General features: G+C 70.7%; 12 protein-coding genes. 5 read left to right on the forward strand and 7 right to left on the reverse strand.

Annotated elements, in window-relative coordinates:
* Nucleotides 1-57: 57 nt before the first annotated feature.
* Nucleotides 58-1,764: a condensation domain-containing protein gene (locus tag ACIQV3_RS29900; RefSeq protein ID WP_403717292.1), complete on the forward strand. Its 1,707-nt coding sequence runs from the start codon at nucleotides 58-60 to the stop codon at nucleotides 1,762-1,764.
* A 61-nt stretch (nucleotides 1,765-1,825) separates the two neighbouring features.
* Here the strand turns inward: ACIQV3_RS29900 and ACIQV3_RS29905 are convergent, their stop codons facing one another.
* Nucleotides 1,826-2,998, reverse strand: a complete 1,173-nt coding sequence (locus ACIQV3_RS29905) for a glycosyltransferase (RefSeq protein WP_403717294.1) — start codon at nucleotides 2,996-2,998, stop codon at nucleotides 1,826-1,828.
* 169 nt (nucleotides 2,999-3,167) lie between these two features.
* On the opposite strand from ACIQV3_RS29905, the gene ACIQV3_RS29910 reads away from it, so the two are divergent.
* Entirely contained in the window at nucleotides 3,168-4,565 is a 1,398-nt protein-coding gene (locus tag ACIQV3_RS29910; RefSeq protein ID WP_403717297.1) for an NDP-hexose 2,3-dehydratase family protein, read from the forward strand.
* Between the two features lie 86 nt (nucleotides 4,566-4,651).
* Nucleotides 4,652-5,596 carry a Gfo/Idh/MocA family protein gene (locus ACIQV3_RS29915; RefSeq protein WP_403717299.1) on the forward strand — a complete coding sequence of 315 codons (945 nt, stop codon included), beginning with the start codon at nucleotides 4,652-4,654 and terminating at the stop codon, nucleotides 5,594-5,596.
* A gap of 97 nt (nucleotides 5,597-5,693) precedes the next feature.
* Here the strand turns inward: ACIQV3_RS29915 and ACIQV3_RS29920 are convergent, their stop codons facing one another.
* The 3 genes from ACIQV3_RS29920 to ACIQV3_RS29930 form a co-directional block, all read right to left on the reverse strand.
* Nucleotides 5,694-6,113, reverse strand: coding sequence for an ester cyclase (locus tag ACIQV3_RS29920; protein WP_403717301.1), 420 nt, complete (start codon nucleotides 6,111-6,113; stop codon nucleotides 5,694-5,696).
* A gap of 114 nt (nucleotides 6,114-6,227) precedes the next feature.
* Complete coding sequence (locus ACIQV3_RS29925) at nucleotides 6,228-6,872, reverse strand: dihydrofolate reductase family protein (protein WP_403717303.1); 645 nt, start codon at nucleotides 6,870-6,872, stop codon at nucleotides 6,228-6,230.
* 179 nt (nucleotides 6,873-7,051) lie between these two features.
* Nucleotides 7,052-8,260: an RNA-guided endonuclease InsQ/TnpB family protein gene (locus ACIQV3_RS29930; RefSeq protein ID WP_403717305.1), complete on the reverse strand. Its 1,209-nt coding sequence runs from the start codon at nucleotides 8,258-8,260 to the stop codon at nucleotides 7,052-7,054.
* 155 nt (nucleotides 8,261-8,415) lie between these two features.
* On the opposite strand from ACIQV3_RS29930, the gene ACIQV3_RS29935 reads away from it, so the two are divergent.
* Complete coding sequence (locus ACIQV3_RS29935) at nucleotides 8,416-9,483, forward strand: glucose-1-phosphate thymidylyltransferase (RefSeq protein WP_403717307.1); 1,068 nt, start codon at nucleotides 8,416-8,418, stop codon at nucleotides 9,481-9,483.
* On the forward strand, nucleotides 9,480-10,475 hold the full coding sequence (gene rfbB / locus ACIQV3_RS29940) for a dTDP-glucose 4,6-dehydratase (RefSeq protein ID WP_403717309.1): 996 nt from the start codon (nucleotides 9,480-9,482) through the stop codon (nucleotides 10,473-10,475). The genes ACIQV3_RS29935 and rfbB overlap by 4 nt, the downstream gene beginning before the upstream one ends.
* Before the next feature lie 78 nt (nucleotides 10,476-10,553).
* Here the strand turns inward: rfbB and ACIQV3_RS29945 are convergent, their stop codons facing one another.
* The 3 genes from ACIQV3_RS29945 to ACIQV3_RS29955 form a co-directional block, all read right to left on the reverse strand.
* Nucleotides 10,554-11,180, reverse strand: a complete 627-nt coding sequence (locus ACIQV3_RS29945; RefSeq protein WP_403717311.1) for a dTDP-4-dehydrorhamnose 3,5-epimerase family protein — start codon at nucleotides 11,178-11,180, stop codon at nucleotides 10,554-10,556.
* A gap of 175 nt (nucleotides 11,181-11,355) precedes the next feature.
* On the reverse strand, nucleotides 11,356-12,876 hold the full coding sequence (locus ACIQV3_RS29950) for a DHA2 family efflux MFS transporter permease subunit (protein ID WP_403717314.1): 1,521 nt from the start codon (nucleotides 12,874-12,876) through the stop codon (nucleotides 11,356-11,358).
* A 163-nt stretch (nucleotides 12,877-13,039) separates the two neighbouring features.
* Nucleotides 13,040-13,507: an ester cyclase gene (locus ACIQV3_RS29955; protein ID WP_403717316.1), complete on the reverse strand. Its 468-nt coding sequence runs from the start codon at nucleotides 13,505-13,507 to the stop codon at nucleotides 13,040-13,042.
* Nucleotides 13,508-13,614 lie beyond the last annotated feature (107 nt).

Below are 13,614 nucleotides of genomic sequence, written 5' to 3' on the forward strand. Positions count from 1 at the left end.
CTTTTCGGACGGTGTCCACAGCGGTCGTCTAGTGGCCTTCGAGGTGCGGTCGGCAGCATGCGGGGCAAGACCGCCCACGGAGAGGCCACCCCCATGCAGACCCCGACCCCCCTGGAGCAGCTGCTCGACCTGGCGGCGGACCTGCTGGGCCACGACCGGCGGACCCTGCCCGCCAGGGCCTCCGGTTCGCCGTTCATGACGCTGGGCGGTGGGCTCGGCCAGGCCATGCGGCTCCAGGCCCTGGCCGGCGAACAGCTGGAACTCTCGCTGGACATACCGCAGCTGCTCGGCCCCGTCCCCCTCGCGGACGTCCTCGCGCGGGCCGTCGCCGTCCCGCGCGGCCCGGAGTCCGCCGCGCCCCGGGCGGCGGACTCCGGGCCGCGCGCCCTGCTGCCCGGCCAACTGGCCACCCTCACCGCGCAGCAGTACACCGGGGCCGCCGCGGTGCACCGCATGCTCAGCGCCGAGCTCACCGGGCCGCTCGACCTGGGCGCGCTGCGTACGGCCCTGGACGCCCTGGGTTCGCGCCACGAAGGGCTGCGGACGGCGTTCGGGTCCTCGCCGGGAGGCCCCGTACGCCGTGTCCTGGACGCGTACACGCTGCCGCTGGTCGTCATGCCGAAGGTGCCCGCCGGCGTCGGCGAAGACCCGGTGGCCGCGGCGCACGCCCGGCTGGCGGCGGACGTGGAGCACCTGGCGGGACATCCCCGGCGGCCGCCGCTCGCCTTCGCCCTGACCCGGCTGGCGGCCGACCGGCACCTGCTGACCTTCCTGTACCACGAGGCCGCGGTGGACTGCTGGTCCGTCTCGCTGGTCTGGCGGGAACTGCTCGCCGACTACGGCCGCGCCGTACGGAGCCGGCCGCTCGACCGCAGTGAGCGCTCCGGTTCCGACGCGGTCGCACGGCGGGCCGAGGGACTCGACCGGTCCGGTGCGCTGCGCGCGCTGGCGGCCCAACGGGTCGAACGGCTGCGCGACTTCCCCGCCGTCGTGGACCTGACGGAGCCGGGCCGGCGGCCGGCGGTGTTCGACTTCCGCGGCGACCGGGTGCTGTTCGGCCTCGGCCCGGGACTGCGCGAGGCGGTCGACGCGACGGCCGCGCGGGCCGGGGTACCGCACGCGGTGGTCCTGCTCGCCGCGTGGGCGCTGACGGCGGGGCGGCGCTCGGGACACGAACGGCTGCTGGTGGGCACCGAGATGCCGCGGCGCCCCACGGCCGAGCTGCTGGGCACGGTCGCGCCGTGCTCGGCGACGGTGCCGGTGTGCTGCGAGCTGGAGGGCGGGGTCGACTACTTCCTGCGGGGCGTCGCCTGCGCGTTCGGCGAGGCCCTCGGTTACGCGGACCTCGATACGGCGGCCCTGGCGCGCGAGCTGGGAGTACCGGGCGACCGGTCCCGGCCCGCCCTGACGCAGGTGGTCTTCGCGGCCTGCGACGAACTGCTGCCCGAGACGCTGGAGGCGGGACCGCTCACGTCGCGCTTCCACCACGGGCACCTGGGCGGCACCACCGCGGACGCCGCACTGCGGGTGCTGCGGTGGGGAGGGGATCCGCTGCTGAGTCTGGAGTTCGCGTCCGGCGTGTTCACCCATGCCGAGGCGGAGAGGCTGGCGGGCGAGCTGCGGGACTGTGTGGAGGCGCTGACGGGCGCGGACCCGCAGGATCCCGTCGAGGACCTGCCGGCCCACGGGCTGGCGGGCCAGGGGCTGACAGGCCACGGGCTGGCGGGCCACGGTACATCCGGTGTGCGCGCGACCGGGGGATGATCCGCGCACACCGGATGCCATGGGCCCGGACGGCGGGGGATGGACGTCCGGGAGTTCGGGGTCAGCCGGCGAGGCCGGGGAGGCGGGTGGCGACCTCCTCCGGGGACGGCATCGCGGCGATCTCTGCCGCGATCTTGCGGGCCGCGTCCCGGTAGCTCTCGTCGGCCAGGATGAGGCGGGCCTTCTCCGTCACGGCGTCGGCCGCGAGGTCGAAGACGAACTCGCCGGCGCCGGCGGCGTGCAGGGCCTGGCCGTTGGCCGGGCCGTCCGCGCCCTGCGGGATGATCAGCTGGGGCAGTCCGGCCGAGAGCGCGGCCAGGGTCGTGCCGCTGCCACCGTGCTGGACCACCAGCGAGGCGCGCCTCAGGACCTCGGACTGCGGAACCCACGGCGCGGCGATCACGTTGTCGGGCAGTTCGCCGAGCTCGGCGAGCTGGATCCGGAACCCGGTGGCCACCAGGACCGGTACGCCCAGCGGGCGCAGCCCGTCGATCACGGTGCGCAGGTTGTCCGCGGAGCCGAGCGCGGTGCCCAGCGTGAGGTACACGAACGGGTCGCCGGAGGCGCCCAGTCCGCCCGGGATCTCGCCCTGCTCCACGTACGGGACGGGGCGCAGCTCGACGCGCGGCTGGCCGGACTCCAGGAGGCTCCGGTCCTGGATGGAGGGCGGGCAGATGTCGATGAGGGTGTTGCCGAGGGTGCTGACCCGGTCGGCGGGAACGTCGACGCCCAGGTCGGCCGCGGTGGCGAGGATCTCCTGCCGGAGCCGGTCGGCCTCGTGGTCCTGCGCGAGCAGGCCCACGTCGTGCGCGACGGCCGGGATGCCGGCGAGCCGCGCGGCGAAGCCGGCGCCCGGGTTGAGCACCTCGTGGACCACCAGGTCGGGGCGGTAGGTGGCGAAGGCCGTGGCCAGGTCGGCGGCGATCCACCGGGGCAGCACCGAGCCGAACACCTTGATGTGCAGGTCAGCGAGGACCGACGCCGGAACGTCCTGAGCGCCCACCTCGCCGCCGTGCGCCTCGAGGAACGCTTGACCGCCCGCTGCTTCGATGAACGCCTCGGGCACGGACCGGCCCGCCGTCACCGGCTCGAACCCCGCGTCACGGAGGGTCTGGTGGAACTGCTCACCCGTGGCGAACGCCACCTGGTGGCCGGCTGCCCGTGCGGCCCTCGCCAAGGGAAGCAAGGGGAAGACGTGCCCGAAATTGCCCACGCTGGCAAAGAGGATTCTCATGAGGCCTCAGCGTAGGGACGCCGCCGGGCTGTGTCTAGTGTTGCTAGAAATTTTGCCGCCGGTCTATTATCTGTCGAGGCTCGCTCCAGTGGCGGCCGATCGAGCTCCCCCATCCTCGCGATGCGGCCGCCTGCCCCTGGGCATGCGGAACAAGGCGAAGGAGCCATTGATGATCACAGCCCAGACGGTGCCCGCGGGCCTCGTTCCGAGTCTCGGGCGACGGTTCACGCTGTCGGCCCAGACCCTCGACAGCACGGTCACGCCCAACGCGGTGTTCCGCGCGTGGTTCGCGGAGCAGCGGCGCACCAACCGCTACGACGTGCGGCGCATCCCCTTCTCCGAACTGGTCGGCTGGCACTTCGAGGACTCCACGGGGAACCTCGTCCACGACAGCGGACGGTTCTTCTCCGTCGTGGGCCTGGACGTGCGCTCCGAGTGGAACGGGTTCGGCGCGTCCTGGTCGCAGCCGATCATCAACCAGCCCGAGATCGGCATCCTGGGCATCGTCGTCAAGGAGTTCGACGGCGTCCTGCACTGCCTGATGCAGGCCAAGATGGAGCCCGGGAACATCGAGACGGTCCAGCTGTCCCCCACCGTGCAGGCCACCCGGAGCAACTACACCGGCGTGCACAAGGGCGCGGCCGTCAACTACATCGAGTACTTCCGCCCGCCGCGGGTGGGCTCGCGGGTCCTCTACGACTCGCTCCAGTCCGAGCAGGGTTCCTGGTTCCTGCGCAAGCGCAACCGGAACATGGTCGTGGAGGCCATCGGCGACGTGCCGGAGCACGAGGACTTCATGTGGCTGACCCTCGGTCAGATCCACCAGCTGCTGAACGAGTCCAACGTGGTCAACATGGACGCCCGCACGGTCCTGTCGCTGATCCCCTCGTTCGCCAGCGAGGGCACTCCGCTGCACACCACGGAAACCCTGCTGAACCGGCTCACCGAGATCAAGGCGCTCCGGGAGCTCGTGCAGACCACCATGCCGCTGTCGGACGTACAGCGCTGGCAGCGCACGGACTACGCGATCGAGCACGAGACGGGCCACCACTTCAGCGTCATCGCCGCCTCCGTGCAGGCCGCGAACCGCGAGGTGAAGAGCTGGACCCAGCCGCTGATCGCCCCCGCCGAGCAGGGTCTCGCCGCCTTCCTGGTCCGCCGGATCGGCGGGGTGACGCACCTGCTGGCGCAGGCCAGGTCCGAAGCGGGCGTACTGGACGTGGCCGAGCTGGGCCCGACCGTCCAGTGCCAGCCGGCCCGGGCGCTGACCCTGCCCCCCGAGCAGCGGCCGCGCTATCTGGAACTGGTCCTGCGGGGTCAGGGCCGGCTGCTGTACGACACCGTGCAGTCCGAGGAGGGCGGCCGCTTCCACCACGCGGGCAACCGGTACGTGCTCGTCGAAGTGGGGGACGATTTCCCCCTCGACGTTCCCGAGGACTTCCTCTGGGTGACCCCGGGACAGCTCGCGGGCCTGCTGCGGCACAGCAACTACCTCAACATCGAGGCCAGGACGCTGCTGACCAGCCTGCGCGCGACCCGGGCGCTGGACGGGGAGTACGGCCTGTGAGCGGGAGCGGAATCGGAAACGGAATCGGAAACGGGAGCGGGAGCGGGAGCGGTACGGAGCCTGCGGCCGGGAGGCTGCGGATCGGCGTGCTGGGGTGCGCGGACATCGCCGAGCGCCGCATGCTGCCCTCGATGCTGGCGCAGCCGCTCGTCGAGGTGACGGCCGTGGCCAGCCGCGGGATCGAGCGGGCGCGGCGGTTCACCGAGCGGTTCGGCGGCGCCGCCGTGGCCGGGTACGAGCGGCTGCTGGAGCGGGACGACGTGGACGCGGTGTACGTGCCGCTGCCGCCCGAGCTGCACGTGGAGTGGACCCTGCGGGCGCTGGCCGCCGGCAAGCACGTGCTGTGCGAGAAGCCCTTCGCCACCAGCCTGGCCGACGCGGAGAAGGCCGTGTCCTTCGCCCGGGAGAGCGGCCTGCTGCTGATGGAGAACTTCATGTTCCTCCACCACTCCCAGCACGCGGAGGTGCGCCGGCTGGTGGCGGAGGGCCTGATCGGAGAGGTCCAGCTGTTCGGCTCGGAGTTCGGCATCCCGCTGCGCCCCGACGCGGGGCCCGGCGGCCTCCCGCGGCGCGCGAGCACCCTGCCGGAGGTCGCCGCGTACCCGATCCGGGCCGCCCGGCTCTTCCTCGGTGACGGACTGCGGGTGGCGGGTGCGCAGGTGCGTCCGGACAGCCCGTACGGTCCGCAGCCCGCGGGCAGCGCGCTGCTCGTCGCCCCCTCGGGGGTGGCGGCCCAGCTCGCGTACGGGGTCGAGCACGGGTACCGCAGCGGCTACGCGCTCTGGGGCAGCGAGGGCCGGCTGCGTCTGGAGCGCGCCTTCAGCACGCCGGACGAACTCACGCCCGTACTCAGGGTCGAGCGGGGTGGCGACGTCACCGAGATCCCGCTCCGGCCGGACCGGCACTTCACGAACATCGCCGGCGTGTTCGCCCGGGCCGTGCTGTGCGGGGAGGACTTCACCCCGCACACGGAGGCGATCCTGGCCCACGCCCGGCTCGTGGACGAGGTGGAGCGCGCCGCCTCGTCCTGACGGCGGACGGGGAGTGCGGGACGGCCGATGGGCCGGTGCGTGCGGTGAGTTCCACCGCACGCACCGGCCCATCGGCCCGTCGGCCGCCCGTGGGGTGCTACTCGCCCCGGCCCGCGTAGAAGTCGGCGCCGAGCTGGTGGAACATCCCCGCCACGTCGAGCTGGTCCCAGTGCTCGGCCAGCAGGCCGTCCTCGACCCGCCAGATGTCGATCGTCTGGAAGGTCAGGGTGCGGCCGGTGGCCGGTATGCCGAAGAACTCGCCCTGGTGGGTGCCGGAGTACTCGAAGCGGCCGACGATCCGGTCACCGTCCACGATCAGGTCGTGCACGAGGATCTTGACGTCCGGGAAGGCGTCGAAGATCTGCTGGAAGAAGGCCGTGTTGGCCTCGATCCCGTCCGCGACGATCGGGTTGTGGTCGATGTGCCCGGGAGCCGTGTGCTCGGCGATGGTGCTCACGTCGTGACTGTTGATCATGTCCACGAAGCGCTGGATGAGTTCGCGGTGGTTGTCAGACATATCGGGTGCCTCTCTCGGGCTCTCGTCACCGGTGGCCGGTGGATGGTCGGCGGTCCGAGGATCCACAACTCCGGTCGAGCCGTTCTTGAGGACGCCTCGCCCTCGGCCGGGCGGTCACTTCCGCCAGAAGAGGTGGTGCGTCACCCCGCTCGGGCTGGGGACCACGTCCATGTGGAACCGGTCGAGCAGTTCGTCGGGGGACTCCCAGAGGCGTACTCCGGTCCCGAGCTTCAGCGGTGAGACCACCACGTGCAGGGTGTCGACGAGGTCGGCGTCGAGGAACTCGCGGATGGTGGTGGCCCCGCCGCCGAGGCGGACGTCCTTGCCCCGCGCGGCCTCCCGGGCCTGCCGGAGGATCTCGGCGGGCTCGCCCCCGACGAAGTGGAACGTGGTGTCGGACAGCGTGATCGAGGGACGCCCGTGGTGGGTCAGGACGAACACCGGGGTGTGGAACGGGGGCTCCTCACCCCACCAGCCCTGCCACTCGTGGTCCTGCCAGGGACCGCGCTGGGGCCCGAATTTGTTGCGGCCCATGATCTCGGCGCCGATGTTGCGGGCGTAGTCCCGCGTGAAGTGGTCGTCGAGGCCGCGGCTGCCGCCGGGATCGGTGCGCATGGGCCAGCTCGCCGTGGCACCGGCCCAGGAGAACAGCCGCGCGGGATCGACATGGCCGAACGGCCTCTCCAGGGTCTGGTCCTCCCCGGCACCGATCCCGTCGCTGGAGACGTTGAAGTTCTGGACCCTCAGCAGCTGAGCCACGCGTTCCTCCTGGGTTGACGACGTCGACGACGGTACTGAGACCTGCCGGCCGGGGAAAACTCATCGCCGCGTCCGATACCCGTGTCACATCGGCGGTCCGGGTGACGCCGTACGGCCGGTCCCCCATCCCGGCTCAAGTGCCCGCTCCTAGCCTTCGGTGCCTTGACATCCTCCCCCTCCTAAAGGAGGGGGATTCCCACACCCTCGCGGGTCGGGGTTTTCTGCTTCACTGACTGTCGCCTCTCAGGAGTGCTCCGTTGAGGTCTTACACCGTCTCCACAGACAGACACCGCCAGCCCGGCGGCCAGAATGTTCTTCGCCGCGTTCACGTCCCGGTCGTGGGTCGTTCCGCAGTCGCACGTCCACTCACGGACGTTGAGGGGCATCTTCGACGCGATGGTGCCGCAGACCGAGCACAGCCTGGAGGAGGGGAACCACCGGTCGATCACGACCAGGTTCCGCCCGTACCACTGGGCCTTGTACTCCAGCATCATGCGCATCTCACGCCAGGCCGCATCCGAGATGGCGCGGGCGAGCGTGTGGCTCTTGACCATGTTGCGGACGGTCAGGTCCTCGATCACGACCGTTTGGTTTTCACGGACGAGTCGAGTGGTCAGCTTGTGCAGGTGGTCACGGCGCCGGTCCGCGATCTTCGCGTAGACCTTCGCCGCCCTCACACGGGCCCTGGACCGGTTCGCGGAGCCCTTCGCCTTACGAGCGAGGTTCTTCTGTGCCCTGGCCAGACGTTCGCGGTCACGGCGTTCGAACTTCGGGTTGGTGATCTTCTCCCCGGTGGAGAGCGTGACCAGGCTGGTGATCCCGGCGTCGATCCCGACGGCAGCGTTCGCGGGTACGGGCATCATGGTCCGGTCCTCGCACAGCATCGAGACGAACCAGCGTCCGGCCGCGTCACGGGACACCGTCACCGTGGACGGCGCCGACCCTTCCGGGACCGGCCTGGACCACACGATGTCGAGCGGCTCGGACATCTTCGCCAAGGTCAGCCTGCCGTCCCGGAACCGGAAGGCGCTGGAGGTGTACTCGGCACTGGCACGGGACGTGTGCTTCGACTTGAAGCGGGGGTACTTCGACCGCTTCCCGAAGAAATTAGTGAACGCGCCCTGCAAGTGCCGGAGCGACTGCTGGAGCGGGACCGAGGACACCTCGGTCAGGTACGACAGCTCTTCGGTCTTCTTCCAGGCCGTCAGCATCGCCGACGTCTGGTTGTAGTTGACCCGCTCCTGACGCGTCCACGCTTCCGTGCGGGCGGCGAGCGCCAGGTTGTAGACCTTGCGTACACAGCCGAACGTGCGCGACAGCTCGGCTGCCTGCGCATCGGTCGGATAGAAGCGGTACTTGAACGCCCGCCTCACCAGGTTCGCGGCCATGAGTCAAAAACTAGAGGCACAGAATGTGAAGACCAAACCTGCTGGTCAGGACACTGCGATCCGCCCCGGCGGCGAATCCCAGCCCATTGCCCCGCTCCGCAGGAGCTTCTTTTCCTCCCCCACCTAAAGGTGGGGGTATCCACGAAGGAGTCAAGATGAAAGCTCTCGTGCTCTCCGGCGGGGCCGGAACCCGCCTGCGCCCCCTCACCCACACATCCGCCAAGCAGCTCGTTCCCGTGGCCAACAAGCCGGTGCTCTTCTACGGCCTGGAGGCGATAGCCGACGCCGGCATCACCGAGGTCGGGATCGTCGTCGGGGACACCGCCGAGGAGATCCGGGAAGCCGTCGGCGACGGGTCGAAGTTCGGGCTCCAGGTCACCTACATCCCGCAGTCCGCGCCGCTGGGCCTGGCCCATGCCGTGGTGATCGCCCGCGAGTTCCTCGGCGACGACGACTTCGTCATGTACCTCGGGGACAACTTCATCGTCGGCGGCATCCGCGATCTCGTCGCGGCCTTCCGGGCGGAGCGGCCGGCCGCGCAGATCCTGCTCACCGAGGTCTCCGACCCGAGGGCCTTCGGGGTGGCCGAGCTGGGCCCCGACGGCCGGGTCGTGGGCCTGGAGGAGAAGCCGGAGGTCCCCAAGAGCAATCTCGCCCTGGTCGGGGTCTACCTGTTCACCGGCGCCGTGCACCGGGCCGTGCGCGCCATCGAACCCTCCTGGCGCGGCGAGCTGGAGATCACCCACGCACTGCAGTGGCTGATCGACGCGGACGAGGACGTCCGCTCCACGACGATCTCCGGGTACTGGAAGGACACCGGGAACGTCGCCGACATGCTGGAGGTCAACCGCTCCGTCCTCGAACTCGCCGAACCGCACACCCGCGGCGAGGTCGACGAGGCGAGCGAGATCATCGGGCGGGTCCAGATCGACGAGGGCGCCAAGGTGAGCGGATCGCGCATCGTGGGGCCCGCCGTGATCGGGCAGGGCACGGTGGTCTCGGGCTCCTACATCGGCCCGTTCACCTCCGTCTCCCGCGACTGCCGGATCGTCGACAGCGAGATCGAGTTCTCCATCGTCCTGGACGGGGCCTCGGTCCGCGGCGTCAGCCGTGTGGAGGCCTCGATCATCGGACGCCACGCGGAGGTGACCCCCGCCCCGCCGGTGCCCGCCGCCCACCGGCTCATCCTCGGAGACCACAGCAAGGTGCAGATATCATCATGACCACGACACGCATCCTGGTGACCGGCGGAGCCGGGTTCATCGGCTCCCACTACGTCCGTACCCTGCTGGGCCCCCAGGGGCCGGGCGACGTGGAGATCACGGTGCTGGACAAGCTCACCTACGCGGGCAACCCCGCCAACCTCGACCCGGTCCGCGGGCACGCCGGCTTCCGCTTCGTGCGGGGCGACATCTGCGACGCGGAGCTGGTGCGGGAGCTGGTGGCCGGGCACGACCAGGTCGTGCACTTCGCCGCCGAGTCCCACGTGGACCGCTCCATCCTCGGCGCCGGCGAGTTCATCACCACGAACGTGCTGGGCACCCAGACCCTGCTGGACGCGGCGCTGCGCCGCCCCGGCGGCAGCGCGCGCTTCCTGCACGTCTCCACGGACGAGGTGTACGGCTCGGTGTCCGAGGGGTCCTGGCCGGAGACCGATCCGCTGAAGCCCAACTCCCCGTACGCGGCCTCCAAGGCCTCCTCCGACCTCATCGCCCTGTCCTACCACCGCACGCACGGCCTGGACGTGCGGGTCACGCGCTGCTCGAACAACTACGGGCACCACCACTTCCCCGAGAAGGTCATCCCGCTGTTCGCCACCCGGCTCCTCGACGGGCTGCGCGTCCCGCTGTACGGGGAGGGGCTCAACGTCCGGGACTGGCTGCACATCGACGACCACGTGCAGGGCCTGGAACTGGTGCGCACCGGCGGCCGGCCCGGCGAGGTGTACAACATCGGCGGCGGCACGGAGCTCAGCAACAAGGAGCTGACCACGCTGCTCCTGGACCTGGCCGGCGCGGGCTGGGACAGCGTCGAGCACGTGGCCGACCGGCTGGGGCACGACCTGCGCTACTCGGTGGACTGCTCCAAGATCTCGGCCGAGCTGGGCTACCGGCCGCGCAAGGACTTCGCCGAGGGGCTCGCGGAGACCTTCGCCTGGTACCGGGACAACCGCGCCTGGTGGGAGCCGTTGCAGCAGCGGGCCGCCCTGTCCTGAGCGGAGGGCGCCAGGGGCGGGCACACGAAGACGCGGCGGGCACGCACATCGCCCGCCGCGTCTTCGTGTGTGCCCGGATCAGCGGGCGAGGCGGTCGGCGTGGGCGTCCGCGTAGGAGTCCCCGTAGGAGGCGACGGCCTGCTGGTAGGTCGGGAGCAGTCCGAGGGCGGCGGCCTGCGAGAGGCTCGGCGCGGCGGCGTCCTTCTCGGACCTGATGAACGGCTCCGAGCCGTTCCACGGTATGCCGATCTCCGGGTCGAGCGCCTGGATGTCCACCATGGTGCCCGGCACGTACTCCTCGGAGCAGAGGTAGTTCATGCAGGTGTCCTCGGTGAGGGCGAGGAACGCGTGGCCGAGGCCGTCCGCGAGGTAGACGCCGATGCCCGAGTCCGCCTCCTGGAGGGTGGTGTCGAACATCCCGAAGGTGGGCGAGCCGACCCTGAGGTCCACGACCACGTCGAGGGCGGCGCCCCGTACGCAGGTGACCAGCTTGGCCTGGCCGGGCGGCAGCAGCGTGCCGTGGATGCCGCGGAGCGTGTTGCGGCGGGAGACCGAGAAGTTGACCTGCCGCACGGTGAACGGCTGGCCGGACAGTTCCGTCAGCTCGCCGACGCGCCAGGCCTCGAAGAACCTGCCGCGGTTGTCCGAGAGCGGTGACGGCGTGATCCGGAAGGCGTCCTGGATCTTCATCTCCTCAATGGGCATGTTTCCTCGGTTCGTTGTCGTAGGGCGTGAACTGCGGGCCGGGTCAGAGTCTGTGACGGCCGGCTCCGGCACCGCTCGGAGCGGGCTGGAGCGGACATGGCGACGGCCTCCGCGCGCGGGCGCGGAGGCCGTCGACGTCGACGTGCGTACGGGGTACGGGGTACGGGGCTGCGGGCTAGCGGACCGCGGCCGGTGTGGACTCCTCGGCGGCGGCCACCGAAGCGGCCGGGGCCGGCGCCGGAGCGGAGGACCGGGACGCGGACTGGGACGCGGACGCGGACTGCGCGACGGGCGGTCCGCCCGCCTTACGGCCCGGGGCGATCAGCATGGACAGGGTCGCGGCGGCCACGGCGGCTGCGCCGACCCACATCGCGGGGACGAGGCCGTCGACGAAGTTCTCCGCGGAGGCGTACCCGCCGTTGGCGCTGAAGATCGAGGCCAGGAGGGCCACGCCGAGGGCCGCGCCGACCTCGCGGGTGGCGGCGGTGACGCCCGAGGCGATGCCCTGCTCGTGCTCCTTGACCGAAGCCATCGTCAGGTTCATCAGCGGGGCGTAGAAGAGGGCCATGCCGGCGCCGCAGATCATCAGGGAGGGCAGCTGGGCGACGTAGGAGGCGCCCGGTTCCAGGACGAAGGCCCACCAGACCATGCCGGCCGTCATCATGGCGAGGCCGAGGGTGACCACCGGCTTGCCGCCGATGCGGTCGGAGACCATGCCGCCGAGCGGGGCCACGACCATCGGCATGGCGGTCCAGGCGAGCAGCCGGACGCCGGTCTCCATGGCGCTGTAGCCCTGGATGCTCTGGAAGAACTGGGTCATCAGGAAGATCGCGCCGAACATGCCGATCGACATCAGGGTGCCGGCCAGGTTGATCGCGGTGAACGCCTTGATCCGGAACAGCCGCATCGGCACCATCGGGTGCTCGGTGTGGTTCTCCCAGAGGACGAAGAGGACCATGAAGACGGCTCCGCCGATCATGGAGCCGAGCACCAGCGGCGAGGTCCAGCCGTCGCCGTGGCCCTTGACGATGCCGAGGACGATGCCGAACAGGCCGATGCCGCCCAGGATGGTGCCGACGGCGTCGAGGCGGGAACCGGAGATCTTGCTCTCGGCCAGCATGCGCAGCGAGATCGGCGCGAGGATCAGGCCGATCGGGACGTTCAGCCAGAAGATCCACTGCCAGGAGAGGTGCTCGACGATGGCGCCGCCCACGAGCGGACCGGCGGCGACCGAGAGTCCGTTGACGGCGCCCCAGATGCCGAGGGCCGTACCGCGCTTCTCCGCGGGTACCGCGGCGGTCAGCAGGGTCACCGACAGCGGCATGATCATCGCCGCGCCCGCGCCCTGGACGGCGCGCGCCGCGATCAGTTCGTTGATGCCCGGGGCGAGCGCCCCGGCGGCCGAGGCGGCCGTGAAGAGGAGCAGGCCCAGGACGAAGACCTTGCGCCGGCCGAAGCGGTCACCCAGTGCGGCGCCGAACATCATCAGCACCGCGAAGGACAGCGTGTAGGCGTTGACCGTCCATTCCAGGTCCGTGAGGCTGCCGCCGAGTTTGTCCTTGATGGTCGGCAGCGCCGTGATGATCACTAGCTGATCGAGCCCCGCCATGAAGGAGGCGACGCTGGTGGTGAGGATGGCCCATAAGACCACCTTCTTGTTCCCACCGCCCGAGGCTGGGGGGTTGACGGCGCTCATTCAGAGCTTCCTTTCTGGAGGGTGACACATGCCGAGCCGGCGCTCCTGACGCTACGGACGGAACCTCAAGTTCAACTTGAGTTCCGGTCGGGTGCCGCAACGCTGCGGGGCCCCGCACCGGTGTCGGTACGGGGCCCCGCATCAGCGCGAAGGGCGTACCGGGTCAGCCGAGCTGACGCTGGAACGTGGCGATGTCGAAGTAGAGGGTCTCGTCGACCAGCACGTCGCCGTCGAAGTGGAAGAAGACGGCGACCGGGGCGTCGATGGACTTGCCGAGGTTGGGTATGCCCCGCCAGTCCGCCTCCTGCTTGCCGCGCGCCTGCGCCTCGAGGATGACCGCGGTGGGGGTGTGGTGCACGTGGTGCAGCTCGTGCTCCAGGTTCGGGAACGCGGCCTGGAGCTCGGCGAAGTAGCCCTTCTTGATGGCCTCCGCACCGATCAGCGGGCCCTCCTCGAAGGCCTGGATGCGGTAGATGCCACCGCGCGGGAAGGTGGCGAGCACACCGTCGATGTCCCAGGCGATCTCGGCGACCGTGTGCTCCAGGATGACCGCTTCGCGCTTCTTGCGCAGTTCGGCATCGGGCTGGGGCAGGTCCGCACCGGGCAGGATGAACTCGTGCTCCATGGCCATGACATTTCCTCCACGCAGGTGACCGTCTTCTGATGCGGCTGACGCTAGGAGGCGCGCCTCGGCGCGCCCTCGCGTCCCGCTCGAATACCGGTTCGTGCGGGTGGACG

The sequence above is a fragment of the Streptomyces sp. NPDC099050 genome (assembly GCF_044759865.1).
Taxonomy (GTDB): Bacteria; Actinomycetota; Actinomycetes; order Streptomycetales; family Streptomycetaceae; genus Streptomyces.